The 26418-nt window shown below is 58.3% G+C and carries 25 protein-coding genes; 14 read left to right on the top strand and 11 right to left on the bottom strand.

From position 1 onward, the window contains the following. Positions 1-25: 25 nt before the first annotated feature. Together Q0778_RS13120 and Q0778_RS13115 are read right to left on the bottom strand one after the other, a co-directional pair. Positions 26-1069, bottom strand: a complete 1044-nt coding sequence (locus Q0778_RS13120) for a Fe(3+) ABC transporter substrate-binding protein (RefSeq protein WP_298336665.1) — start codon at positions 1067-1069, stop codon at positions 26-28. Positions 1070-1130: 61 nt separating this feature from the next. Next, positions 1131-2165, bottom strand: a complete 1035-nt coding sequence (locus Q0778_RS13115; protein WP_298301284.1) for an ABC transporter ATP-binding protein — start codon at positions 2163-2165, stop codon at positions 1131-1133. 41 nt (positions 2166-2206) lie between these two features. Between Q0778_RS13115 and Q0778_RS13110 the strand changes: the two genes are divergently transcribed. From Q0778_RS13110 to Q0778_RS13090, 5 genes are all read left to right on the top strand, one after another. Beyond that, on the top strand, positions 2207-3871 hold the full coding sequence (locus tag Q0778_RS13110) for an iron ABC transporter permease (protein ID WP_298336663.1): 1665 nt from the start codon (positions 2207-2209) through the stop codon (positions 3869-3871). A gap of 84 nt (positions 3872-3955) precedes the next feature. Further along, positions 3956-4957, top strand: coding sequence for an ATP-binding protein (locus Q0778_RS13105; RefSeq protein WP_298336661.1), 1002 nt, complete (start codon positions 3956-3958; stop codon positions 4955-4957). Positions 4958-4962: 5 nt separating this feature from the next. After that, the gene (locus Q0778_RS13100) at positions 4963-6633 is read left to right on the top strand and encodes a magnesium chelatase subunit D (protein WP_298336659.1); all 1671 of its coding nucleotides are present in this window, start codon (positions 4963-4965) and stop codon (positions 6631-6633) included. Next, the gene (gene bchO / locus Q0778_RS13095; RefSeq protein ID WP_298336657.1) at positions 6630-7523 is read left to right on the top strand and encodes an alpha/beta fold hydrolase BchO; all 894 of its coding nucleotides are present in this window, start codon (positions 6630-6632) and stop codon (positions 7521-7523) included. The genes Q0778_RS13100 and bchO overlap by 4 nt, the downstream gene beginning before the upstream one ends. Further along, a complete protein-coding gene (locus tag Q0778_RS13090) occupies positions 7523-7729 on the top strand; it encodes a hypothetical protein (RefSeq protein WP_298336656.1) in 207 nt (68 codons plus the stop codon). Before bchO ends, Q0778_RS13090 begins: the two co-directional genes overlap by 1 nt. Before the next feature lie 10 nt (positions 7730-7739). Here the strand turns inward: Q0778_RS13090 and Q0778_RS13085 are convergent, their stop codons facing one another. Continuing rightward, positions 7740-8459, bottom strand: a complete 720-nt coding sequence (locus Q0778_RS13085; protein WP_298336654.1) for a hydroxyneurosporene dehydrogenase — start codon at positions 8457-8459, stop codon at positions 7740-7742. 113 nt (positions 8460-8572) lie between these two features. Beyond that, on the bottom strand, positions 8573-10231 hold the full coding sequence (gene crtD / locus Q0778_RS13080) for a 1-hydroxycarotenoid 3,4-desaturase CrtD (protein WP_298336652.1): 1659 nt from the start codon (positions 10229-10231) through the stop codon (positions 8573-8575). Between the two features lie 101 nt (positions 10232-10332). On the opposite strand from crtD, the gene Q0778_RS13075 reads away from it, so the two are divergent. From Q0778_RS13075 to pufM, 9 genes are all read left to right on the top strand, one after another. Next, positions 10333-11406, top strand: a complete 1074-nt coding sequence (locus Q0778_RS13075) for a methyltransferase (protein WP_298336650.1) — start codon at positions 10333-10335, stop codon at positions 11404-11406. Between the two features lie 165 nt (positions 11407-11571). Continuing rightward, a complete protein-coding gene (gene bchC / locus Q0778_RS13070) occupies positions 11572-12507 on the top strand; it encodes a chlorophyll synthesis pathway protein BchC (RefSeq protein ID WP_298336648.1) in 936 nt (311 codons plus the stop codon). Continuing rightward, entirely contained in the window at positions 12504-13493 is a 990-nt protein-coding gene (locus Q0778_RS13065; RefSeq protein ID WP_298301266.1) for a chlorophyllide a reductase iron protein subunit X, read from the top strand. The genes bchC and Q0778_RS13065 overlap by 4 nt, the downstream gene beginning before the upstream one ends. A gap of 52 nt (positions 13494-13545) precedes the next feature. Then, entirely contained in the window at positions 13546-15036 is a 1491-nt protein-coding gene (bchY, locus tag Q0778_RS13060; RefSeq protein ID WP_298336646.1) for a chlorophyllide a reductase subunit Y, read from the top strand. A 64-nt stretch (positions 15037-15100) separates the two neighbouring features. Then, positions 15101-16585: a chlorophyllide a reductase subunit Z gene (gene bchZ, locus Q0778_RS13055; RefSeq protein ID WP_298336644.1), complete on the top strand. Its 1485-nt coding sequence runs from the start codon at positions 15101-15103 to the stop codon at positions 16583-16585. 150 nt (positions 16586-16735) lie between these two features. Next, entirely contained in the window at positions 16736-16894 is a 159-nt protein-coding gene (gene pufB, locus Q0778_RS13050; RefSeq protein ID WP_298301260.1) for a light-harvesting antenna LH1, beta subunit, read from the top strand. A gap of 85 nt (positions 16895-16979) precedes the next feature. Beyond that, on the top strand, positions 16980-17108 hold the full coding sequence (pufA, locus tag Q0778_RS13045) for a light-harvesting antenna LH1, alpha subunit (RefSeq protein WP_298301257.1): 129 nt from the start codon (positions 16980-16982) through the stop codon (positions 17106-17108). A 134-nt stretch (positions 17109-17242) separates the two neighbouring features. After that, positions 17243-18079: a photosynthetic reaction center subunit L gene (pufL, locus tag Q0778_RS13040; protein WP_298301255.1), complete on the top strand. Its 837-nt coding sequence runs from the start codon at positions 17243-17245 to the stop codon at positions 18077-18079. A 1-nt stretch (position 18080) separates the two neighbouring features. Beyond that, a complete protein-coding gene (gene pufM, locus Q0778_RS13035) occupies positions 18081-19004 on the top strand; it encodes a photosynthetic reaction center subunit M (RefSeq protein ID WP_298301253.1) in 924 nt (307 codons plus the stop codon). A gap of 264 nt (positions 19005-19268) precedes the next feature. On the opposite strand, the gene Q0778_RS13030 is transcribed toward pufM, so the two are convergent. From Q0778_RS13030 to chlG, 7 genes are all read right to left on the bottom strand, one after another. Continuing rightward, on the bottom strand, positions 19269-21077 hold the full coding sequence (locus tag Q0778_RS13030; protein ID WP_298336642.1) for a serine hydrolase: 1809 nt from the start codon (positions 21075-21077) through the stop codon (positions 19269-19271). A gap of 14 nt (positions 21078-21091) precedes the next feature. Then, the gene (locus Q0778_RS13025; protein WP_298336640.1) at positions 21092-21736 is read right to left on the bottom strand and encodes a GntR family transcriptional regulator; all 645 of its coding nucleotides are present in this window, start codon (positions 21734-21736) and stop codon (positions 21092-21094) included. Positions 21737-21867: 131 nt separating this feature from the next. Next, the gene (locus Q0778_RS13020) at positions 21868-22125 is read right to left on the bottom strand and encodes a hypothetical protein (RefSeq protein ID WP_298301247.1); all 258 of its coding nucleotides are present in this window, start codon (positions 22123-22125) and stop codon (positions 21868-21870) included. 20 nt (positions 22126-22145) lie between these two features. Continuing rightward, positions 22146-22658 (bottom strand): TspO/MBR family protein, encoded by a 513-nt coding sequence (locus tag Q0778_RS13015; protein WP_298336638.1) that lies wholly within the window; start codon positions 22656-22658, stop codon positions 22146-22148. Positions 22659-22681: 23 nt separating this feature from the next. Beyond that, positions 22682-23890, bottom strand: coding sequence for a geranylgeranyl diphosphate reductase (locus tag Q0778_RS13010; protein ID WP_298336636.1), 1209 nt, complete (start codon positions 23888-23890; stop codon positions 22682-22684). Then, positions 23887-25239 (bottom strand): BCD family MFS transporter, encoded by a 1353-nt coding sequence (locus Q0778_RS13005; protein WP_298336634.1) that lies wholly within the window; start codon positions 25237-25239, stop codon positions 23887-23889. Before Q0778_RS13005 ends, Q0778_RS13010 begins: the two co-directional genes overlap by 4 nt. A gap of 23 nt (positions 25240-25262) precedes the next feature. Next, positions 25263-26228 (bottom strand): chlorophyll synthase ChlG, encoded by a 966-nt coding sequence (chlG, locus tag Q0778_RS13000; RefSeq protein ID WP_298336632.1) that lies wholly within the window; start codon positions 26226-26228, stop codon positions 25263-25265. Between the last annotated feature and the right edge of the window lie 190 nt (positions 26229-26418).

Below are 26418 nucleotides of genomic sequence, written 5' to 3'. Positions count from 1 at the left end.
CCAAGTTCGCAACTGGACTTTGTCCTTAGTTCCAGCCCGCGCGGTCAAAAATCTGAACCGCTTCGGTTTGGCCTGAGCCAATAGTGGCCGCGTTCAACGTATCGGCGCGAAAGCCGCCCATCTCTTCCAAGGCGGAATTGCCCGCGAGGCCCGTGACCGCCGGATATTCGTTATTGCCATCGGCGAAGTAGCGCTGGGCGCTCTCACTGGTGAGATATTCGAGGAAGGCGATCGCGTTTGCGCGGTTGGGCGCATTCACCGTGACACCAGCACCGCTAACATTCACATGCGTACCGCGATTGCCCTCTTCCTGGTTGGGGAAGATGACCCCCAGCTTGTCGAACACCGCACGCTCTTCACCTTCGCCGCCGGCAAAGCGACCAAGGTAGTAGGAGTTCACAACACCAATCCGGCACTCGCCCGCCGCAACGCTCTCGATCTGCGCGGTGTCATTACCTTGTGGATCGCGGGCAAAGTTTGCGACCACGCCGCGTGCCCAGTTTTCGGCTGCTTCAGCCCCGTCATTGGCGATAATGCTGGAGAGGAGCGAGATGTTGTAAATGTTGGAGGAAGAGCGAATACAAATGTCGCCTCTCCACGCGGGGTCCGCTAGGTCGGCATAAGTATCGAGCCCCTGGGGAACCCCAGCTTCTTTATTATAGATGATAACCCGTGCACGGGTTGAAAGGCCGAACCACAAGCCGTCAGGGTGACGTAGGTGATCGGGCAGGCGCTCGGCCAATACGTCGGAATCAACGGCAGAGAAAACGCCCGCTTCTTCAGCGCGCCAGAGGCGACCTGCGTCTACAGTGATCAGAAGGTCAGCCGGAGAAAACTCGCCCTCACTTTGAATCCGCTCGATCAATGCATCAGCATCAGCCTCGATCCGATTGACAGTGATGCCCGTCTGCTCAGTAAAATTATCGTAGAGCGCGAGATCGGTGTCGTAGTGGCGTGAAGAATAGATATTCACCTCACCATTATCGCCAACCCCTTCGCTTTCGGCGCACGCCGTAATGGCGAGCGCCCCAAGTGCGAGCGACGCAGCGGCGAGAATCGGTTTCTTCATGGACTTGCCCTTCCTGTCTATTTGCGAATGCGTTGCAATAGTAACTTCAATATTGCAAGCGTTAGTTTCGTGAGAACGCCCTGACGCTCCCTTCCCGAGGCACGACGCGGTAGCGTGAGCCCTCTTCGACTGGAGCAGTGGATTGCACTGTAATCTCTTCGCCAGAGCCGGTCCGCAATGCCAATCGGCTGGCAACGCCTAACGGATGCACATCGACAACGACCAGCCCACTGTCATCTCTGACACATTCAAGCGATTCTGCATGGACGAGCAGGTCTATTTCACCTGCATCTGGCAGATCACCAGCGATACATGAAAGCGGCCAATCTCCAAGAGAGGTCTTAAGAGCCTCATCCTGAAGTTTCGCCGCCACCACTTGTGCGCCGCCGAAAATCGCCCCGACAGATGACGAAGCTGGACGCTCATGCAGGTCCTCTGGTGTCCCAAATTGAATGATACGCCCTCCTTCCATCACCGCAATGTGATCGGCAATATCGAGCGCTTCTTCCGGGTCATGCGTCACCAATATGGTTGTCGTTCCAGCCTCGCGAAGGAGCCTTCGGCAATCGCGGCGAAGGCGGCGACGCAAGACAATATCGACGCTGGCGAAGGGTTCATCCATCAAGAGCACTTGTGGCTCGGGAGCCATGGCACGGGCGAGCGCAGCACGTTGTTGCTGACCCCCAGAAAGTTCATGCGGGAAACGTTGGCCCAACCCTGCAAGCCCCACGCGTTCAAGCCATTCCTCGATTTCCGCATCTGTTCCTCCGCCAGAAAGACCAAAGGCAATATTCTTCGCAATCGTCATATGCGGAAAGAGCGCGCCGTCCTGAAAGACAAGGCCAATCGGCCGTGCTTCTGGTGGCGGGTTCAAACCCGGCGCCGCCATCTCGCGATCACCGGCCAGAATGCTTCCGGCCTGCACCGGCAGAAGCCCGGCCGCGAGATTGAGCAAAGTTGACTTGCCCGAGCCAGACGAGCCAAGCAGGCAGGTGATTTTTCCGGAAGGCGCTGTAAAGGCAATGTCTGAAAGCGCCTCAACCCGCCCGGCTCGACCGATGTAAGCATGGGCAATATGTCGAAATTCAAGACTCAAGGAATTGTCCGATGCTAGCAAAGAGTGCGAGTTAAGCAGCGATGAGCCTTAGGCAATCGGCTACCGTTCCGGCAAGTGGGCTTGTGGTGAAACCGCCGCGGCTCGATGGCTTGAGCGTGGGTGCGCTGGTGCTTGCGGCGCTAGCTGCAGTACCGATTGTTACGATCCTTATCTCGGCTCCAAGCGGCGGGATGGAAGCGCTTGCTCACCTCGTGCGCACCGTTCTCGCAAGCTACATGCTGAACACTTTGGCCCTGATGGCTCTGGCGGGCATGCTGGCGCTTGTCGTGGGCACAGGCTGCGCATGGTTGGTGAGTGCCGCGCGTTTTCCAGGGCGGTCGATCTTCGCTTGGGCACTGGTCCTGCCGCTCGCCCTCCCCGCTTACATCGCAGCCTACCTGTACGGAGATATGCTCGACTTCACCGGGCCCGTGCAAAGTGTATTGCGCAGCGCCACTGGTCTTGGAGTTGGGGAATACTGGTTCCCACAGATCCGCTCGCTTCCGGGTGGTGCGTTTGTTCTGGGGATCGTGCTCTATCCCTACGTCTACCTTCTCGCCCGTGCGGCCTTCGCAGCACAAAGCGTGTCCCAGTTTCGCGCGGCACGCAGCCTTGGCGCTGGGCCATCTCGCGCTTTCTGGAAAGTGGCCCTGCCTGCCGCACGCCCCGCCATTGCCGGTGGACTAGCGCTGGTCCTGATGGAAGTGCTCGCGGATTTCGGGGTCGCAGAGTATTTCGCGATCCCCACCTTCTCTACCGGCATTTTTCGGAGCTGGCTCGCCATGGGGGACAAGCAAGCGGCGCTCAAACTGGCGGCAATGATGCTGTTATTCGTCATGGCTCTGATCGTTTTGGAGGCCAGTACGAGGCAAGGCCGGGCGGTAAGCAAAGACGCGCGCGCTGACGATGATTCGCTGATCCAACTCTCACCCTTAGGCAAGGGTTTGGCGAGCCTGGCTTGCTCGCTCCCGCTGTTTTTGGGCTTCATCATTCCAGCTGGATATCTGCTTTCCATGTCGGTGAGCGATACAGCCATAAATGCCGCCGGAGAATTGTGGTCTTATGCCAGCGGGAGCCTATGGTTGGGTCTTGGCGCGGCGATTGTCTGCGTGGTCGCGGCTCTCCTGCTGGCTTTTGCAAAGACGCGCTCGCAAAGCCCCGTGGTCAAAGCCTCGATCCGCGTGTCCACTCTCGGCTACGCTCTGCCCGGAGCGCTACTCGCAGTGGGTTTGCTCGCGCCTTTGGGGGCAGTTGACATCACCATCAGTCGCTTTGCGCGCGACGTATTTGGGTACACCGGCGGGTTGGTGCTGACGGGAACCGGTGCGATCTTGATTTATGCACTGTCGGTGCGGTTCCTCACAGTTGCTTATAACAGCGTCGATGGCGGGATGAGTAAGATCCCACCCTCGCTTGAAGCAGCGGCGCGGTCATTGGGGGCTGGTCCTTCGCGGGTTCTCACCCGGATTTATGCGCCGCTTCTGAGTCCAAGCCTTGCGGCGGCGGCGGCGCTCGTCTTTATCGACGCGGTACGTGAACTGCCCGCTACGCTGATCCTGCGCCCCTTCAATCTCGAAACGCTCGCCACCCGCACCTATCGCTTGGCGAGCGATGAGCGGCTGGTTGAGGCCTCGATACCTGCGCTGATCTTGCTGGCGGCAGGGCTGCTGCCTGTTTTGCTGCTGACACGGACAGGAAAGCGCTAACCCCCGGCATGTAAGGACAGATTGTCACAGGCAGTGTAAACTGGACTTGTCGAATGCTGCATAAGCGTTCAAAGTGCTGGTCTAATGGCAAAGTTTCCATTCTCCGCCATCGTCGGACAAGACGAAATGAAGCAGGCGCTGCTGATCGCGGCCGTGGATGGCTCGCTTGGCGGGGTGATGGTGTTTGGCGACCGCGGCACCGGCAAAAGCACCGCCGCGCGTGCACTTGCAAGCCTTTTGCCGCCGATCACAGGACACGCAAACTGCCCCTATGGTGGATCGAAAGAGGACGCGGAACGCTATCCCGAAGTCTGCGGCGGCGGGCCTTTGCGAAAGCGGCCAGTGCCCTTCGTCGACCTCCCCTTGGGGGCGACCGAAGACCGTGTGATCGGCTCGCTCGACTTAGAAAAGGCGCTTCGTTCCGGTGAGAAGGGGTTTGAACCTGGGCTCTTGGCTAAGGCCCACCGGGGATTTCTCTATATTGATGAAATCAACCTGCTCGAGGACCATCTGGTCGACCTGCTGCTCGATGTCGCCGCCTCAGGTGAGAATGTGGTTGAGCGCGAGGGGCTGTCGGTGCGCCATCCGGCCAAGTTTGTTCTGATCGGCAGCGGCAATCCGGAAGAAGGCGAACTGCGCCCGCAACTGCTTGATCGCTTTGGCCTGTCGGTCGAAGTCCGCACACCAGAGGCAATCGAAACGCGCGTCGAGATAATGCGCCTGGTCGCCGCCAATGAGCGCGATCCTTCTGGTTTTGCCGAGCAATGGGCTGAGGAGGATGAAAAGACCCTCAAGCAGATCGCTCGCGGAAAAGCCAAGCTTGCAAAGCTTGAACCCTCCGATGACCTGCTCACCGGTGCTGCGCATTTGTGCATGGCGGTGGGCGCTGATGGCCTACGCGGAGAGCTCACCTTGATGCGGGCGGCGCGTGCGCTTGCTGCACTAAAGGGCGCACGCAAGGTCAAACGGGAGCATTTGATTGCGGTTGCACCATCTGCGTTGCGCCACCGTTTGCGGCGCGATGTGCTCGATGAAACGGGCTCAACGGCGCGCATCAGTCGCGCGATTGACGAACTGTTCGGGTGAGCGCCATGAGCGCCCCCAGAGACCAAACAGGCGCCGACCCAATTCACGACGCAAAGCTCGCCGCGACCCTTTTCACCCAAAACCCTCTTGGCTTTGGCGGTATGGTGCTGCGCGGAAGCTCGCCAGCTCGCGACGCTCTGGTAGAGGCAATTGCCGAGAAGCTTCCTTGTCGCCGCTTGCCCAGCCATGTCGATGACGAGCGCCTACTTGGCGGAATCGATATTGCGGCGAGCCTTGCCGCTGGCAAACCGATTGAGGCGTCCGGGCTGCTTGCCGAAGCGGAAGGCGGGGCTCTGATAGTGCCAATGGCGGAGCGCATGGGAGGGGCGCTTGCAGGTCGGCTTGCACAAGCGCTTGATGAACGGCGCGTCGCGCTGATCCTGCTGGATGATGCCTGTGAGGTCGACGATGGCCCACCGCTGGCTATGATGGAGCGATTGGCATTCCATTGCGACCTGACCCATTCGAGGGAGCGTGAGGCAGCGCTTGCAGGCTCAGCAGCGGGCGAAGCGGCTCCCCTCGATGACGATGCACTCAGCGCCATTGCCGTCACGGGCTCGGCCTTGGGTGTCCATTCACTCCGCGCGCTGATCCAGACAAGCGAGACGGCACGGGCGCACGCCGGACTTGCCGGGCGAGGTGCCCCCGAGCAGGCTGACCTCGAAGCCGCCGCGCGCCTTGTTCTGGCCCCGCGTGCAACGCAGCTTCCCCCTCCGCCCGACGAACCCGAAAGCGACGATGCACCACCGCCAGAACAAGCTGAAACGTCAGAGGAGAACAACCAGCAATCAGCCGATCAAAAGCTCGAAGATAAAGTCGTCGAGGCGGCAACAGCCGCAATCCCAGCGGACCTCCTCGCCCAGCTCGCCAAGGGCCTTGCTCCGCGACAAGCTGGTGGGAGTGGCTCGGGGCAAAGACGCAAAAAAGGCCTTCGCGGCAAACCTTTGGACGCGCGGCCGGGTATGCCGCGAGGCGGTGCGCGGCTTGCCATGATCGACACGCTGCGCGCGGCGGTCCCCTGGCAGGCTGTGCGTAGACATGAGGCTGGGGCAGATAGTGGAAGCGCACTCCTGCTGCGCAAAGATGACCTTCGTGTGAGACGCTTTGAAGAGAAAGCCGCACGCGTCACCATATTTGCCGTGGATGCCAGTGGGTCTGCCGCCGCTGCGCGCCTTGCAGAAGCCAAGGGCGCAGTCGAATTGATGCTAGCCCAGGCCTATGTCACCCGCAGCGAGGTCGCCCTCATCGCCTTTCGCGGCGAAACAGCGGGGTTGCTGCTCCCACCGACACGCTCACTCACGCGGGCGCGGCGGGCGCTGGCAGAATTACCCGGCGGCGGGGGCACTCCGCTTGCGATAGGCCTCAACGCCGCACGCGAAATGGCTCAAAACGTCCGATCACGCGGCCGCACACCCAGCCTGATCGTGCTCACCGATGGGCGTGCCAATATTGATGCTTTAGGTCAGCCGGGGCGCACGCAAGCGAGCGAGGATGCGGAGGCTGCCGCTAAGGTGATCGCGCGCGAAGGGGTCGATTCACTAGTGGTCGATATCTCCTCCCGCGCCAGCCGCGAGGGTCGAACACTCGCCGAGGCCATGCAAGCCCGCTACCTCGCCCTGCCGCGCGCAGATGCGAAAACCCTGCACGCCGCAATTTCGAACAGAGAGCCCGCATGAGCACGCCGCTCCTGTGGGAGCGCGAGGGGCAGATTTGGCCACACCGCGAACACTCAGAATTCCTGCAGCAGGGTCCCGTCAGATGGCATGTGCAGCGCTTTGGAACGTCGGGAAACCCACGTATTCTCTTGCTGCATGGTACGGGTGGATCGGTCCATTCATGGCGAGGGCTCGCGCCGATTTTGGCCGAGAATTTCGAGATTTTGGCTCCTGATTTGCCCCGCCATGCATTTACAAGCGGCCACGCTCCAGAGCAGACCTCACTCGTCGGCATGGCGCGCGCCATATCCGAACTGCTGGCGCACACTCGGTTCGCCCCCGACATGCTGGTCGGCCATTCGGCAGGCGCGGCATTGGCATTGCAGGGCGCACTGGATCACGGTTTCGATGGCCCCATTGTGGGTCTCAATTCCGCCCTGCGCCCCTTCCCCGGCCCCGCAGCTGAGATATTCCCAGCCATTGCGAAGGTGCTGTTCGTAAACCCCCTTGTGCCGCGCATCTTTTCAAAAATGGCAAGCTTTGGTGGCGAGGCTGAACGGTTTATCTACCGCTCCACCCATTCGCGCCTCGATCAGCAAGGGCTCGATTGCTATTCTGCGCTCATCAAAAACTCTCGCCACACCAAAGGCGCTCTTTCGATGATGGCCAATTGGGACTTGCCCACTCTGCGCACTCGCATGGGAGAGCTCACCAACCCCATACTGATGGTGCATTCGGACAGCGACGCGGCGATCCCGCTGGATTGGGCGAAAGAAGCACACACATGGCTACCCAAATCGCGGTTTGAGGTGCTCAAAGGTCTTGGTCATCTCGCCCATGAAGAGGCCCCGGAACTTGCGTCCAAATGGATCGTAGATTTCGCGAAAGAGACCTTGGGAACACCCGCATAATGGAAGACTACACCAAGAACATCACCGAGAATTTCGGCTGGCTGGAGATCGCGTTCTTCTACTCCATCGCGATTGGCGTCTGCTTTTGGCAATGGTGGAAGATGCGCCGCGAAGTGCGCGAAATGCGCGCCGAAAGGGAGGCGCAAGAGGCGGACGAAGCGGCCCGCGAGGAAGCCGAAGACAAAGGGGAGAAACCTGAGGGTTAGGCCGGTTTGCCTAAGCTGGTTTTCTGGGCATCCTGAAAGGCAACATGAATTGCACCACACCTGAGGCAAAGCGCTTCATATCAAGACTTTCCTGCACAGTGGCGACTTCTTCTCCAAACAGTTTGGAGTCCAATTCTGAGCGTGCATAGAAGGGCGTATCTTCCCAAGTCTTGCGCACTTCAGCGCCCCCAATCTCCGACCGTGTGCGGCGATCGACCCACCACTTGCTCTTGGGCAATGGGGCTATCGCAGGCAGCTCGACATGGCTCGCCTCAGCATGCCGGTCGAAACGAATGGCGCTTGCGAAAAGCGAACCATTGCCGCGTTCGCCTTCGTAGCAAACCACTGCGCCCTCTTTGAGATGCGCTCTGGACCAATGCCACATGTTGAACCCGCTTTCGAGCGGTTCGCTCCCGCGGTTGTGGTCGAAATAGCCGGTGCCCGACCAGGAAAGCCCCGGCTCTTCCATCTCCACCTCAATGCGCGCCCGCGGGGCCATGCAATGCCAGATGTGATTTTCAGCCGGATCGAGCGCGAAGCTCGTCCGATTGAGCGCTTCAGGGTATACGCGCACCTTGCCCGCAACCCGCCGATGGATCGGGTTGAAGAGCCTCGTGTCGCGTTCCTCGACTTCAATCTCCAGATGATCGCCAGCCCAGCGCATGGCGCTGTGCCCGATTTCCAGATTGCGCGCATCGCGCCGCACATCCTCCTCGGGCCGTTCATGCATGACCCAGCGGTGCTGAGGCCCGTAAAGCGCGACATTCAATGAGCTGTGATTAATCGGCCGCCTGCGCCCTGATGCCTTGTAATAAGGCGAGAAAACACTGCCCATAAAGGCGATTATCGTGAGGGCGTGGCACCCATCTTGGCTGATGGCATCGATGTACCACCATGTGTAGCCGCCCGGTGGAACGTCTTCGTCGAAGCGAGGTCCTGTTCGACCTTTTTCGCCGCAAGCAGCCCGGATAAGGCGGCCATCGGCACGCCGGCTGAAGGGTGCGTCGCGCCCCCAGCGCAGTAAAGTCTCCTGATTCGCGTTCGCGGCCCCTGCCTCAGGAAAGAGGCCGCCGAGCCGTGCGACGCTCTGCCATAGAGAGCCCCCCCGGTTGCCGGGAACAGCCTCTCCCACTCCGCCGGTGTCGCGACGTGGTGAGGCATATCCTCTTCCAGCATCAGGCCGCAGCGTTGGAGCGTCGCTCTCATTTCGCTTGTGCATTGTCGGGTCTCCTCGGGATCATAGGAATGGGTGTCGCCATTGGCGGATGCGTTCACGATGATTTGCAGGCGTTCGCGGCCTTTGAGTTCTGCGCGGCCTGATGCGTTAGCGCTGCGGTCAAGCGCGCAGATGTAAGCGGTCGGATCGCTCGGGCTGCGCCCGCTGGCGATCTCGTCAAACTCGCGCTTGTAGTCGCATGAGAAGAACACGTTGTGATGGGTGAGATCAAACCCGCTGGTCTCGCTATGGGCGTACCAAACCAGAGCCGATAGCGAGCGTTTGTGCGACGCTAGCGGCTTGACCGCCTGTGAAACGCGTCCGCTAAAATGGCCGGTGGCAATCGCGTTGGGATCTCCGTTACAGATCACCGCGCTGGCCAAGATTTCCTCACCGCTCGCCAACCGCACACCGCGCGCCCGTCCGCTTCCATCGGTGAGTATCTCGGCAACGTTCTCACCCATGCGGAAACGCGCGCCCTTGCTTTCCGCCAATTGCTGCAGGGCTTTAGCAAGCGCGTTGATCCCGCCCTCAATCTGCCACACGCCCATCGCCTCTACATGAGCGATCAGCATCAGGGTCGCAGGCGCCTTGAAAGGCGAAGAACCGCAATAGGTGGAATAGCGCCCAAACAATTGCTGGAGCCGCGGATCTGGGAAGAAATCGCGCAATGCCTTCCACATCGACTTGTGCGGACGCATCGCGGCAAAATCGCCAAATCTTGTTGGACCAATCCGCCAAAGCAGCGGCAGCGGGCTCGACACATTGTCGCCGCGCATCATAGGCTTATTGAGGACATCATACATGCGCCGCGTTTCGTGGCAGAAGCGGCGATAACCGCGCGCAGCCTCAACGCCGGCAAAGTCTCCGATAGCCTCGTCACTGCGCTCTGGATCAGCGAACAGATCGAGAGTTTCGGTGTCGTCCCAGGCATGCCGCGCGAGCACTTCGGCCTGTTTGACGGTTACGAAATCCTCGAGTCGCGATCCGCATTCATCGAAGATCTCGTCAAACACATCGCGCATGGTGAAGACGGTCGGACCGCCATCGATAAGCTTGTCATCGACTTCCACCCGGCGAGCCTTTCCGCCCACCTCATCGCTCTTTTCCACGAGTGTGACTGACATACCGCGCGCTGCAAGCCGGGCAGCTGCACTAAGCCCGCCTATTCCTGCACCAATGATGACGACTGACGTCTCCAACACCCCTCCAGCCGGCTTCGCAAACCGGTCCAATGCGACATTCTGGTTGACCTGACTGTAGCATGTGTCCAATCTTTTAGACAAATGATGTGTCAGGTTGAATAGCATTAATGGCGCAGGGATCATCAAAAGCGTCATCCCGAAGGCCCCCACTCAGAGTGCGCTGGGTGGCAAGGCGCAATGCGGTGTTCGCCAACCCCCGCTTTCAATATTGGTGCGCCAAGCTACCGCTGGTAAATAGGATCGCCAGAGCGCGCGCGAGTGAAGCATTCGATCTGGTCGCGGGCTTCACCTACAGTCAGATCTTGCGCAGCTATGTCGAAACCGGATTGTTTGACCTCCTTGAGAGCGGGCCCATAGGCCACAAGCATGTCGCCTCTGAGTTGAACCTAAGCGAAGAAGCTGCGCTTACCCTGCTTCGCGCTGGCCGGGCGCTCAAACTCTCGGAAGAACCGATGGGCGACGGCTGGATGCTTGGCGAGGCAGGAGCAGTGCTTGCGGCTGACAAAGGCGCACAGGCAATGATCCGGCACCACCGGATCCTTTACCGCGACCTCGCTGATCCAGTTGAACTCTTGCGCAGAGATCGCCAGGAGCCCACTGATCTCTCACGCTTCTGGTCTTACGCGGGCGCACTACACGGTGCGGCGGAGCGCGGCACAGCAACGGGGGAATATTCCGAGCTCATGGCCACATCGCAGCACTTCGTCGCTGACCAGGTTCTTGGTGCCTATCGCTTCCCCAGCAATGCGCGACTTCTTGACGTTGGTGGCGGGCATGGAGCTTTCCTCAGCCATATGGGCGCGGCCGATGAGGACCTGCATCTCGGCCTTTTCGACCTGCCCGAAGTTGCCGAAGCAGGTGCAGCCAAGTTGGCCGCGCGCTTCGGTAAATCCCGCGTAAGCGCCCATCCGGGCAATTTCTTCTCAGACCCAATCCCGCAAGGCTACAATGTCATCTCGCTGGTGCGGATCCTGCATGATCATGACGATGGCCCCGCCCTTCAATTGCTCACCAATATCCGCGCCAGCCTAGCACCTGGAGCACAGCTGCTCATCGCAGAACCGATGGCGCGCGTCGAAGGTGCCGAAGGGATGGGAGAGGCATTTTTTGGAATGTATCTGTGGGCCATGGGCTCCGGCCGTGCGCGAAGCCCCAAAGAAATCGCACAAATGGCTGAGGAAGCAGGGTTTCTCCGCACGAAGACCATCCCCACTGCTCAACCCGTCAACGCCAGCATCCTTATCGCTTATGCGTGAGCCATCTCATTCATCATGAACTGTCTGCTTTGGTTGACACTTTAATGTGTAAAGCGTAGCAAGTTGAGGAGAGGTAGTCCTTCCTGGGACATTCGCCGAGTCGTATCATCGATGCGACCAAGCGGATGGAGGGGCAAACGAGAACCCGGGGAAGCGAGTCCGCTTATGCAAAGTCTTGCTGTGATTCTTGAAAGGCCAGAGCGCGTTGCGCTTCAGTCGCTTGAGCTAAATCCGGTAGGGGCAAGCGACGTCCTCGTTGAGATTGCCTGGAGCGGGATTAGCTCCGGCACCGAGAAACTTCTATTTAACGGGCAGATGCCGGACTTTCCGGGCATGGGCTATCCACTGGTCCCTGGATATGAATCGATCGGGCGGATTGTAGATGCGGGACATGACGCGAAAGCACGTATCGGCGAGTGGGTCTTTGTGCCTGGCGCGAATTGTTACGATGGCGCGCTTGGCCTATTCGGTGGCACGGCTAGCCGGGTGGCACTGCCATCGGCGCGCGTATTGGCGATCCCTGAAGGATTGGGCGAAAGCGGCGTGCTCTGCGCGCTTGCAGCGACGGCGCTTCATGCCATCAATTCAGGCACCCTTCCCGATCTGATCGTTGGTCACGGCGTTCTTGGTCGCTTACTGGCCCGCCTGACAATAGCGCTAGGTGGCGAGGCACCCACCGTTTGGGAAATCAATGCCAACCGCCAGAACGGTGCTAAGGGATACCCAGTTGTCAGCCCGGATGACGATCAGTGTCGAGATTATGGCTCGATTTACGATGCCAGCGGCGATGCTGATCTTGTCGACACTCTAATCGGTCGGCTCGCTAAAGGCGGCGAAATCACTCTGGCTGGCTTCTACAAAAACCGCATCGGTTTCAATTTCGCGCCAGCCTTCATGAAGGAAGCGCGTTTCCGCGTCGCTGCCGAATGGCAAGCGGAAGACATTACGCAGACAATTGGCTTGATCGAAACAGGGGCACTCGGCCTCAGCGGGCTGATTACCGATCGCGCACCTGCCGAGCGCGCTGAGGAAGCCTATCCGAAGGCGTTCAGTGACCCGAATTGCCTCAAAATGGTCTTGGATTGGAGTGAAGTTCAATGACGATGTTGGAAGCCCAAGATCAAGCTTTACGCGACGAAGCTTCGCATGAACCCGATCCCGTGCACACAGGCGAAGTGACCAAGGAAACGCAGGTCATCGCGATTTATGGGAAAGGCGGCTCGGGCAAGAGCTTCGCGCTTTCCAATTTGTCTTACATGATGGCGCAGCAGGGCAAGCGCGTGCTGCTGATCGGCTGCGATCCGAAGTCGGATACGACCAGCCTGCTGTTCGGCGGCAAGAGCTGTCCCACCATCATCGAAACCTCTTCAAAGAAGAAGCTCTCCGGCGAAGAAGTCACAATCGAAGACGTCTGCTTCCAGCGTGATGGCGTTTTCGCCATGGAGCTAGGCGGGCCGGAAGTGGGTCGTGGCTGTGGCGGCCGCGGAATCATTCACGGCTTTGAGCTGCTTGAGAAATTGGGCTTCCACGAGTGGGGCTTCGACTACGTCCTCCTCGATTTTCTTGGCGACGTGGTGTGCGGCGGCTTTGGCCTGCCGATTGCCCGCGATATGTGTCAAAAAGTGATCGTGGTCGGCTCAAACGACCTCCAATCACTCTATGTCGCCAACAATGTTTGCCATGCGGTGGAATACTTCCGCAAAATGGGCGGCAATGTCGGTGTTGCTGGCATGATCGTGAACAAGGATGATGGAACGGGTGAGGCGCAGGCATTTGCCGATGCGGTCGACATCCCGGTTCTCACCGCCATCCCTGCGGATGAAGACATCAGGCGCAAAAGCGCCAACTATCAGATTATCGGTAAGCCTGGCGGCGAGTGGGCAAGTCTCTTTGAAGAGCTCGCAATCAACGTCGCTGAGGCCCCGCCGCGCCAACCCTCTCCAGTGGACCAGGATGGTCTCCTCGATCTCTTTTCGCCTGAAGAAACAGGCGGAAATGTCGAACTGATCCCAGCCACCCAGGCCGATATGCGCGGCGGCATATTTGAAGAAAAACCATCACTTGAAGTGATCTACGACGAGGTGTGATCTGAGCGACGCCCATATCCCTGATGCGAAACGCACCCCAGACACGCTCGATATGAGCGATGGGTCAGCCGGCGCATGTTCGAGCAAGGATACTATGCGCGATGCGGCACGCGCGGCGGGCAAGTCGGACATTCTCGACCAATACGCCAGCGACTATCCTGTGGACCCTGCAAAAGGGCCGCACGATCAACCACAATCCATGTGCCCAGCCTTCGGGTCGCTCCGGGTGGGCCTTCGGATGAAGCGCACCGCGACCGTGCTGTCGGGCTCGGCGTGCTGTGTATACGGTCTGACGTTTACCTCACACTTCTACGGTGCGCGGCGCACGGTTGGCTATGTGCCGTTTTCCTCCGAAACGCTGGTCACCGGCAAGCTGTTTGAGGACATCAAGGAAGCGGTAGAGGATCTGGCCGACCCTGATAATTACGACGCGATTGTCGTCACAAATCTGTGCGTTCCAACGGCGAGCGGCGTGCCTTTGAGACTGCTGCCTGATCAGATCAACGGTGTGCGCATTATCGGCATCGACGTGCCCGGCTTTGGCATTCCAACGCACGCAGAGGCGAAGGATGTGCTGGCTGGCGCAATGCTCGCTTATGCGCGCAATGAGGCGATGGAAGGCCCGGTGGCGACACCTGAGAAGCGCTCTGACAAGCCCACAGTTGCGCTGCTTGGCGAAATGTTCCCGGCCGATCCGGTGGTGATCGGGCAGATGCTTGAGCCCTTGGGCTTGGCGGCGGGGCCGGTGGTTCCAACGCGCGAATGGCGTGAGCTTTATTCAGCGCTCGATTGCTCGGTTGCCGCTGCCATCCACCCTTTCTACACCGCCAGCATTCGCGAATTTGAAAGCGCTGGTCGTCCTGTGATTGGCTCTGCCCCTGTGGGCGCAGACGGCACCGCTGCCTGGCTCGACAGCCTTGGCGATGTGATGGGGCTTCCCACTGACAAAGTCGCTGGCGTCAAAAACGCTATGATTGGCGCATGCAAAGGCGCTTTGGCAGGCTCTCCTATCAAAGGCCGCGTCACTGTTTCCGGCTATGAGGGTTCGGAGCTTTTGGTCGCGCGGCTCCTGATCGAAAGCGGTGCGGACGTGCCTTATGTCGGTAGCGCTTGTCCCAAGACCAAGTGGTCGGACGCCGACCGCGAATGGCTTGAGGCCAAGGGCGTCCGGATCAACCTCCGCGCAAGTCTTGAGGACGACATCGCAGCCGTCGAGGAATTCCGTCCCGACCTTGCAATCGGCACAACGCCAGTGGTCCAGCACGCCAAGGCGAAGGCTATTCCGGCCCTTTACTTTACTAACCTCATTTCCGCCCGCCCACTGATGGGACCTGCAGGCGCTGGCAGCCTCGCGCAGGTCATCAATGCGGCGATGGGCAATAAAGAGCGCTTCAATACGATGCGCGACTTCTTTGAAGGTGTTGGTGATGGACATGCCACCGGCGTTTGGGAAGACACTCCGGTGGATCGCCCCAAATTTCGCAAGAAATATGCAGCCTTGAACGAAGCGGCGCGCAAAGCGTCTGAGGCGGTGGGCACATGACGCTTGTTTTGGACCACGGCTTTGCTGCATTCGTAGCGATCTCTTGTCGCACGGGAGGGAAGGTATGACCTTAGTTCTCGATCACGACAGGGCCGGCGGATATTGGGGCGCCACTTACGTCTTTACGGCGGTCAAAGGCCTACAAGTCATCATCGATGGACCTGTCGGCTGCGAAAACCTGCCGGTCACATCTGTGCTCCACTACACCGATGCCCTCCCCCCGCATGAATTGCCGATTGTGGTGACGGGGCTGGGCGAGGAAGAGCTGGGCAAAACCGGCACCGAAGGCGCTATGAAACGCGCTTGGCAAACGCTCGACCCTGAGCTTCCTGCCGTGGTTGTGACTGGCTCAATCGCCGAGATGATCGGCGGGGGCGTCACGCCAGAGGGCACCAATATCAAGCGCTTCTTGCCACGCACAATCGACGAAGATCAATGGCAGAGCGCCGACCGCGCGCTGACCTGGCTGTGGACCGAATTTGGTCCCAAAAAGATGCCTCAAGTGAAGGCGCGAAAAGAGGGCGAGAAGCCGGTCGTCAATATCATCGGTCCATCCTATGGCATGTTCAATATGCCCTCAGACCTCGCTGAAATCCGGCGGTTGGTCGAAGGGATCGGCGCAGAAGTTGGTGTGGTCTTCCCGCTGGGATGTCACCTTGCCGATATTCGCAAACTCGGGACAGCGGACGCCAATGTCTGTATGTATCGCGAGTTTGGCCGAAACCTTTGTGAAACGCTTGAAAGGCCCTACTTCCAGGCGCCCGTAGGCCTTTCAAGCACGACAAAATTCTTGCGCGCATTGGGCGCAGAACTTGGCCTAGACCCTGAGCCATTTATTGAGCGCGAAAAACACACCACGATCAAGCCTTTGTGGGACCTGTGGCGCTCGGTCACGCAAGACTTCTTTGCGACCGCCAATTTCGGCATTGTCGCCAATGGCACTTATGCCCGCGGCATCCGCCACTTCTTGGAAGAGGATATGGGACTGCCTTGTGCCTTTGCCCATTCACGCGAAGCTGGCGTAAAGCCCAAAAATGACGAAGTGCGCGCAGCAATCCATTGCACGCCGCCACTAGTGATGTTCGGATCGTATAATGAGCGCATGTATATGGCCGAGGTCGGTGCGCGCGGGAAATTCATCCCAGCAAGCTTTCCAGGCGCAGCTATCCGCCGTCACACCGGCACGCCATTCATGGGCTATTCGGGCGCAACCTATTTGGTGCAGGAAGTGTGCAATGCGCTCTTCGATGCGTTGTTCCATATCCTGCCACTGGGCTCAGACATGGACAAAGGTCAAGCAACCTTGGCACGCGGAGCTGACACACCTATGCAAGGCGGGTCCAACGGCGCGCCCACGCACGAAGTTACATGGGATACCGAGGCGAAAGCCCGCCTCGATGAGCTGGTCGAAGAGCAGCCCGTTCTCATCCGAATTTCTGTCGCCAAGCGCCTTCGCGATGCCGCAGAAGCAGCCGCGCGCGCGAAAGGCGCTGACACCGTTACCAAAGATTGCCTCCAAGAGGCATTGCTCGAGGGAGAAGCTGTATGACCTGCTTCTCACTCACCAACGAAACTTTTGAGGGATCACAAGTTTTGCCTGATCGTATCGGGCATCCGCAATCCACGTGGGGGATCACGCGCGGATACCGTCGAGGACAATCCCGTCCTCGCTCCAATGTAAATAAATGGAGATACTACAATGGCCGATGGTGATCGCCCCAACGTGGGGACGTATCTAACCGACGAGGAAGCAAAGGAAATCCATGGCGCGTTCATGGGTACCTTTGGGCTCTATGTCGGAATCGCGGTTGTCGCTCACATCCTTTTGTGGGTCAACAAGCCGTGGCTCCCCCTCTGATAATCCAATCTGCCTGACTTGCCTTTGAACACCTCGTTTCGGGGTGACCGCTGGCAATCCAAGCAAATGGAATAAGGAAACAAACATGTACAAGATTTGGCATCATTTCGATATTCGCCGCACTCTTGTCGCGCTCCATGTGGGGCTCGCAGTGTTGGCGTTTACGATCCACTTCATCCTGCTCAGCACCGAAACATACGGCTGGCTCAGCTAACACTGAGCCTGCTGGCTGTATTTGACAGCTGAACAGGCAAATCCTTGTGAGGGGGCAGGTTCGCCTGCCTGCCTCCCACAAACCGAACGACGAGAAACGATAACACCCGCGAAACCCGCGGGAAGGATGGACCTATGGCGCTCCTTAGTTTCGAGCGGAAATACCGCGTTCGCGGTGGTACATTAATCGGCGGCGACCTTTTCGACTTTTGGGTCGGGCCGTTTTATGTCGGATTCTTCGGAGTATTGGTGGCAATCAGCGCGGCCCTTGGCACGATGCTGATTTTTGCCGCCGCTGCCGCTGGACCGACACTCAACCCCTGGCTAATCGATATTCAGCCACCGCCAATTGAAGCAGGGCTTGCATTCGCACCCCTGGCAGAAGGGGGTTACCACCAAGTCATCACATTATGTGCGGTGATAGCCTTTTCGTCTTGGGCGTTGAGGCAGGCAGAAATCTCCCGAAAGCTGGGCATGAGCTATCATGTGCCGATCGCTTTTGGTTTCGCTGTTTTTGCCTTTGTCACTTTGAATGTCATCCGCCCGTTTTGGATGGGCGCATGGGGACACGCTTTCCCCTATGGCATTTGGACCCACTTGGATTGGGTTTCCTACACCGGATATAACTATGTGAACTTCCACTACAATCCGGTGCATATGTTGGCGATCACCTTCTTCTTTACCAACTGTCTGGCGCTTGCGCTGCACGGGGGTCTGGTCTTGTCGGCGGTCAATGTCGGCAAGGGAAATGAAGTGCGCTCACCTGAATATGAGGACACCTATTTCCGCGATTTCATCGGCTATTCCGTTGGCACGCTGGGCATTCACCGTGTTGGCCTGTTCCTGGCGCTGAACGCAGCGTTCTGGAGCGCGATCTGCATCGTGATTTCCGGCACGCTTATGACGGGCAGTTGGGTTGAATGGTGGGATTGGTGGCGTGTGATCCCGATCTGGTCTGAGGGAGCAGCTTGATATGGCTAACTATCAAAACATCTTCACCCAGATCCAGGTTAAGGCTGCGCCCGAAATGGGGGTTCCTCTGACCGATGGCAGTGAGCCACGGATCAATGCAACCGGCTATTCCTATTGGATGGGCAAGATCGGCCAAGCGCAGATTGGCCCTGTCTACCTCGGCCTGCTTGGCATGATCTCGCTGACCTTTGGTCTGGCAGCGTTCATGATCATCGGACTGAATTTCTGGGCACAGGCTGGATGGGACCCGCAGACTTTCATGCGCGAACTGTTCTGGCTCTCGCTTGATCCTCCGGGTCCTGAATATGGCTTTAGTCCCTTCGTGCCTCTCAATGAGGGTGGCTGGTTCATTATGACCGGTGCGTTCCTGACCATCTCAATCCTGTGCTGGTGGGCGCGCACCTACCAACGCGCCAAGGCATTGGGTATGGGGATGCATATCCCCTGGGCCTTTGCATCGGCCATTTGGTTGTTCCTGGTGCTGGGCTTTATCCGCCCGATGCTAATGGGCAGCTGGGCAGAAGCGGTGCCTTACGGGGTCTTCAGCCATCTGGATTGGACCAACAACTTCTCGCTCATTCACGGGAACTTGTTCTACAATCCGTTCCACGCGCTCTCGATTGCCTTCCTTTACGGGTCGGCAGTTCTGTTCGCGATGCACGGAGCGACGATCCTGGCGCTTGGCCGTTATGGCGGTGAGCGTGAAATCGAGCAAATCACTGACCGAGGCACAGCCTCTGAGCGCGGTGCGCTGTTCTGGCGCTGGACCATGGGCTTTAACGCCACAATGGAGTCAATCCACCGCTGGGCATGGTGGTTCGCCGTGTTGACGACGCTAACAGGCGGCATTGGTATCCTCTTGTCAGGCACCGTGGTCGACAATTGGTTCCTATGGGCACAAGAGCACCACTACGCTCCACAATAGGGTTTCAGGCGAAGCCCTTGGTCTCAAGCGAGGCCAACCACCCGTAGGTCGAAAAAAGCCCGGCCGCGTAAGAAACGCGGCCGGGCTTTTTTGTTCGGGTTAGAGCGGCCGCAATTAGGAGCTTCTGATCGATCAGTTAATGATCGGAATTGCGGGTGGGGGTCGGACACGTTGAGATTTGCACCGCTGCAAGACTCATCTTTTTCGGGCGACAATGATCTCTTGTTAAGAGGCTATTTTGGAGTGTATCTAGGACACTCCTGATCAGTTGACAGCTGCAGGCAGTATGAACTCTCCCATCAGCCGATCCCGCCACCGGCCGCGAGTGCGTCCATCGCTGTAATTACCTGCGTTGAACTGAACGACGAGTTCGAGCTCAGGCACGACGAATGTCATTTGTCCTCCATTGCCACTCGCAAAGTACGTATCGATGATCTTCCCATTGACCTCATACTCCTGTCGCCACCAAGCAAAGCCGTAATCGTCTTCTGTGTTCAAAGAGGAATGCGGCGCAGCGGATGCGTTAACCCAGTCTTCCGACACAAGTCGCTTGCCGTTCCATACACCCCCGTCAAGATAGAGCTGTCCAAGCTTCATGAAGTCGCGAGGGCGCAGGCGAATGCCGCCGCCCATGTAACCCTCATACTTCGGCGAAAGATTCATGTAATAGTGGTCAATATCAAGCGGCTCGGCAAAGCTCTCATGAAAGAAGCGCGGAAGGCTCATACCGGTTTTTGCTTTTAGGGCACCGCCGATCAGATTGATGCCTGCTGTACAGTATGCGTCTTTGGCTCCCGGTTCCGCCACCATCGGCAAATCAAGTGTGTAGCGATACCAATCCGGTTGCTCGGACTGGCTTTGCATTGTGTCCTCATTGCCCCGCGTTTCGGAGTTACCGTCATCGCATTCAAACCCTGGCGACATGGTCACAAGATGGCGAAGGGTCATTTGTTCCTTGCGCGGATCAGGGTTGGCGAAGGCTTCGACACCGCCGAAAAAGGAATACACTGGCTCGTCAATGCTTGAGACCAGCCCACGCTCCAGCGCAACACCCAGTAAGGCGGACGCTATGGATTTTCCCGCCGAGCGAGAGTCGTGCGGCGTGTCTCTATCGAAACCATGAAAGTACTCTTCCACGACCAGCTTTCCGCGGTGAGCAATCAACAGCCCATGGATGTAGGGTTTTCGGAGCCCTGTCGGCTCAAACGTGGCAAGCCCGCTGACCATATCCGAAAGCAATTCCACATTAAGCCCAGTCTCTGCCGGCGAGGCCGTGCGCCAACCATCATCTGTTTGCACAGGCTGCAACAAAGCGGGCGGAGCCTCGGGAGAACGTCTCGGATAGAAACCAACGGCCCCTCTTCGCGATCGACGTGTGAAATCGAATACATCGCCCCCTCTCCGGAGCCGGAGACTGAATTGCCGTCCTGGTACAACACTGTTTCCAGTGAACCGCACATCTCCATCGGTATTCTTAAACTGGATCTCATCACCGTCGACCGTTGCGGTCACGACGCGAAAGAAGACCCCAATGTTGCGCTCAGGATTGCGCAGAAAGGTGCGATAACGCGTTGGGTCATCACCTGAATCGCCGCTCTCTGGCATCAGTGGAATGTTCAGCGAAAGAGTTTGCGGAAATGGTCTGATTGTGCCCGAGAACGCGTCATTGCCTGCGGGCATTATACGCACAGGGGAGGCGAATGGATAGTTTTGTACCTTGCCAGGTGGCTGATACCAATGTCCCGTGATAGCTTCGCCAGCGGCTGACTGGTGGCCGATGAAATAACCCTGACCCAGAACAGAAAAGGCCCAGCGCCGCGTGCCATCTTCCTGAGTGGTTTGTTCTACCGGGACACTCTCGCCCTGAATCCGAGCGGCCCAGCCATCTCCTGAGCTCTGCAAGACCACAGGCCCTTTCAGGTCGGGACCAAAACTCCGCTCGGCAACCCAAATGCCTTCCCAATCAACTGGTGCCTCGGCCTGTCTTTCCGTCTGAGCCGCCAGATTACCTTGAGCCACACCACATACCGCAACCGAGCAGGCAGACAACACTTTTACACCAAGGGCTCTCATATCATAACTTCCTCTCAGGCCGCACGCTGTGCCAGCCAGTCCACAATTGGCTCTATGCCGCTTTCCATGTTCTGCTTCAGCATTGCGCATGCCGTCGCCAAATCATTGTCTCGTAGAGCTGTCATAATGAGATCATGCTCGTTGCCCGCGACCCATAGGTTTTCGGTTTCACGGAATAGGGCGTGCTCGTAGCGTCGTGTCCGATCAATCATTTGCTGAATTAGCCCAATAAGTACCTTGTTCGGGCACCCCGCCAGCAGTTCCATATGCCAGGCATTATCAATGTCGATCGCCGCTGCGGGTGTTTTGGTGGAGAGCAAATTGCGGTTCAATTTCTCCAGCCGAGCCAAGCTTTCTTGCGATGGGATGCCGGCGAGCCGCAGGGCTTCTGGATCGAGAATGGGGCGAATGCCATAGACCTGTTCAAATTCGGTCAAGGTGAGCGGTGCCACAAAGAATCCGCGTCTTGGTTCTGTGGTTACAGCGCCTTGCGCAACCAAGCGCGCCAGGCCCTCTCGCAGCGGTGTCCGACTGACCCCCAAGGTCGCAGCCAGGCGGACTTCGTTGATGCGATCACCATCAGTCAGCGTGCCATCAACGATCATCTCTCGGATCGCATCTGCCGCCTGATCGCTAATATTATCAGATGTAATTTGCATACTGTATACAATAATGAGACTCATTGGTAAGTCAATTTGAAATGTGGCGAGCGGCTGATTCTGGGTCGATTATCGACCGTCAGAACTTTGGCTGACGTGCTGTCAAAGCTGAAGGACACGCTCGATGCCGATCAGTCTTTATCAGCAAGCCTCTCACGCAAATCCAACAGGTGGAGCGGAAAGGACAATGCGAGCAATATCGCAACCCATTCCCAGCCCGCGCCTACCAGAGCTGCGCGAAGGGCTAGCACGATGAAAACTGCGGGCCCCACAAGGCCGATAATCTTGGCGATGCTCCACCCGCGCACCTTCAGCCATGCAGCCTCCAGCGCCAGCACAGCCAACACCAGATCGGCGGCATGGCCGTTTGCAAAAAAGCTCTCAATCACAGGAGTGCAATCGGCAAGTCTCAGCCAAAGGGCCCGTTCAAGTCCACCACTGCCCAATTCAAGACCGCAGCGAAGCTGACCCAGATCAGATACGGAAAGAACAGCAGCGCAGAATTCCTCGAATATCGCCCGCAATAGACGATCAGCGAGACGATTGAACCAAGTAGAAACAGGACTTCGACAAACGCCCAGTCCGGCCGCTCCATACGGAAAAACAGCAGCGACCACCCGATGTTCAGAAATGCGTTCAACGCAAAAAGGCCTACGATCGTGTCTGATACCTTAGGCGTGGGTGCGGCCCTCCAAGCGGAGACGATCGCAGCGGTGTTGAGCGCGTAAATGATGGTCCAACCCACGGGGAAGGCCACATCGGGCGGGTTCCAGCCGGGTTTCTCAAGCGCCTGATACCATGGTCCCAAATCGGTGATTGTTGCCCCTAGTGCCGCGACCACCGCCGCCGCAACCGCAGCTACAATAGCAGGCAAAACCCAAGTCTTGCTCACCCCAATGTGCATATGTGTACTAGCGCTCATGTCGATCCCTCTCCATTTGCAGTTTACGAACGTGCCTCAGAATTTTCAGGCCCCATGCCCAGCAGGTGGGCAGTGTCTTTCAGGAAGATTTTGAAGTGCGCCAGCGGCTTTTTACGCACCAGCTTCTTGTGCATATACGCCTGCCACGTGAGCTGTTGGACATCCTTGTCGTCACACATATCGACGAAACGCTCGCGGCGATTGTCGCTTGAATACCAGAAGTATTGCATCATCCCGAGGATCCAGAACACGCGTCCGTGCTCCTTCATAAAGTGCTTACGAGCCAACTTGAGAGCCTTGGTCTCACCCGACTTCAATGCCTCGCTCGCAGCCTGAGCGGAGTAGCGCCCGCCGACCATAGCGTAATAGATACCCTCGCCTGAGGCTGGCGCAACAATTCCCGCGGCATCGCCAGCGACAATCACATCTGCACCGTTGTCCCACCGCTTGAGCGGCTTGAGTGGAATTGGCGCGCCCTCGCGGCGAATTGTCTCGCAACGGGTAAGATCTAGGTCGGAGCGCATTTCTGCAACCGCCCCGCGCAAGGAAAAGCCTTTGTTCGCACTTCCCACCCCGACGCTCGCGGTGTCTCCATGCGGGAAGACCCAAGCGTAGAAATCGGGTGAAAGCTTGCCTTGATAAAACACATCACAGCGGTCGCCATCGAAGGCATCACCGAACTCCTCGGGCGAGGCGATAATCTCGTGATAGGCGAACACACATTTGATCCGCTCAGCATTGGGGAGCGCCTGTTTGGCAACCGCCGAACGCGCACCGTCTGCGCCTACGATCATGCGTGTGCGCACCTTTTCAATCGGCCCGCCACGCTCGCGCCGGAAGGTCACAAGCGGGTGTGCTTCATCATCGCGCTCAATCTTTTCAAAGGTGGCCGCTAATCGCTCAGCACCGCTTTCGACCGCACGCACACGGAGCCATTCGTCAAAATCCTCTCGATCCACCATGCCAACATAACCGGTCTCTCCAACGGGCATATCGACCGCACGGCCTGATGGCGCGATCATACGAGCCGACCGCGCTCTCGCGACAAGCAGGCTTTGCGGAACATTAAAATCTTCTAGCAGGCGCGGTGGGACAGCACCGCCACAGGGTTTAATCCGCCCACCGCGTTCCATCAGCAGAACAGAATGGCCCTCAAGCGCTAGCTCTGTTGCGGCGGTTGCTCCGGCAGGTCCCCCGCCGACCACGACGGCATCATAAATCTGATCACTCATGCGAATGCTCCCTGCCTCTCTTCGTTGTTAAGAGCCGATTTCGCGGCCTTCTTGGGTGAAATCCCCTTTTGCGTCGCACGCAGAGCCAACCATGCTGCGACAACGAACAGCGCCCCCTCGATCGCAAAGATCAGCTGAAACGCGGGACCGTCCGCGCCATAAGCGGCTCTGGCAAAATCCACGCCCAGCGCACCCACGAGCCCGCCGAGCCCAAACGCTATCGCCTGCGCCGCGCCCCACACGCCCATGCGAACGCCTTCACGCGTGCGCTCTCCGGACCCAGCGAGCCCCATCATCGCGCCAATCGCTGCGACCGCGAAAAGCCCGTTGCAAAATCCCAGAGCGAAGACATTGATATGGATCGGCCAGCCGGAGCCAACCACGGCCCCTATCGCCAGTCCGCAAAGAGCAAGAGCCGAACCAAGACAGCCAAAAACGATCCAATGTCTCAGTTCAACAAGCATGCGTCCCGCAAAGGCACTGCCTCCGATACCGGCGACGATCATGCCAATCAGAACGCCCCCCGATTGTAATCCGCCCAGCCCTGTGGACTCGCCGGGAGTCATGCCGAAAACAAGCCCTGCAAAGGGCTCAAGGATCAGGTCCTGCATATTGAACGCCATCATCGAGGCGAAGATAAACAGGGTGAAGCGGCGCGCCGCTTTCTCGGCGAAAATTTCGGACAAAGCGTCCTTGAAACTCGGGGGCTCAGTATCTTTCGCGGTTTCCAAGAAGTCGAATGCTTCGCGCGGCTCAAGCCGAAATGTGGCGAATGCCGCAACCAAAAGACAAGCGACCAAGAGCCCACTTGCAACCCACCAAAGGCGCTGAGGCGAGAAGGGGTCGATCAACTGGCTAACGGTTATGGCGGATACTACGATCCCGGCGATCATCATAATCCATGTGACCGCAGCAGCGGCAGCGCGGCGCTCTGGCGTAACGCCTGAGGCAAGCAGAGCTAATGCTGAGGTCCCGCTTGCTCCTACGCCCACGCCGATGAGCGCATAGGCGAGCACACCCAGTGCAATGCCGAGCGACATGCTGACGGCAGTCATCAAGGTGACCTGGACTGCGAGCAGAGCGCCCAACGCAAGGACGGCAAGGCCGCCCATAATCCAGACCGCACGGCTTCCGCCTTTATCCGAGCCATGCCCCCACAAAGGACGGCACAGTTGCACCGCGTAATGCCAGCCTACGAGCCCAGCCGGGATTGCGGCAGCAAGCGCATATTCGACCACCATAAGGCGGTTGAGCACCGTTGTGGTCAACATCACCATTGCGCCTATGGAGGCCTGTACTAGCCCGATCCGGATGATCGCGAACCACGTCAGACCGCGTGACTTTGTCATTTGAGGAGTGGTGGGAGCGTGCATCAGATGTACCCTCCAAGGCCCAAGGCTGCGGCAAGCATACCCAGCACATAAAGGGTGACTCCCACGCCATTGTACCATGGCGCGAACTTCTTGGGATTGCTCAGGAGGCGCGGCATCGCCGCGAATTGGGCGATCAGCACCGTCCCCACTGCAAGAGCTGAAACTGTATTTCCCCAAATCGCAAGCAGTGTGATCACGGCAATCTGCGCCAAGGCCATGACAGCACACGCAAGCCCTGCGGCATTGCCAACACCCAATGTCACCGGAAGCGAATTTAGGCCCATCGCGCGATCGCCCTCAACCGCCTTGAAATCATTCAGTGTCATGATGCCGTGTGCACCAACGCTGTAGAGCACCAGAGTAATGAGCACTTCGGCACGAGGCATCGCACCCAGCATAACCGCTGCACCAGTGAACCAGCTTAACCCCTCATAGGTCAGCCCCACCACAGCCGGTCCGGTCCACCCGCTTGTTTTGAAACGAAATGGCGGCGCACTGTAGCCCCAGGCAAGCGTCAAGCCGACGAGAGCAGCGGCAAAAACCAGCGGCCCCAGCCCCCAAGCTACAAACGCCGAAAGCACGGTCGCGATGAGCGCAATCCAAAGCCCCATACGACCAGGAATGCGCCCCGATGGAATGGGACGATCGGGCTCGTTGATGGCATCGACGTGGCGGTCAAACCAATCGTTCACCGCCTGGCTGGTTCCGCAAACCAAAGGCCCTGCAAGCAGCACTCCACCTGCAACAAACAGCCACCGTCCATCAAGCCCCGTGCCCGAAGATACCGCGCCGCACATGAAAGCCCACATAGGCGGAAACCAGGTGATGGGTTTGAAGAGTTCAACGACGTCGCGAACCTGTGTTCGGTGAGTTGTCTTGTTCGTGATTGTGGCTTCTGGTCGCTCGACCTCAGGCCGCCCGGTGGGGAGCGGGGATGTGCGAGTCGAGACTGCAGACCTCTCCATAGAGAACGAGGCTATGCCTGACAGGCCTAAGCGTCAAATAATTTTGACACTCTTGAACCCTGAATCCCAATTTAGGCCACCATTTTCAGCCTGAATCGCTATTTTACGAGTCGGGGGGATGCCTCAAAAAGCCATTGCACAGCGTCAACCTCGCAACAGATATGCCGTCAAGAGGCGAATAGTTGCGCCC

The organism is uncultured Erythrobacter sp. (assembly GCF_947502395.1).
In the GTDB taxonomy this organism is placed as follows: domain Bacteria; phylum Pseudomonadota; class Alphaproteobacteria; order Sphingomonadales; family Sphingomonadaceae; genus Erythrobacter.
This window is presented reverse-complemented; position numbering and strand designations above follow the sequence as displayed.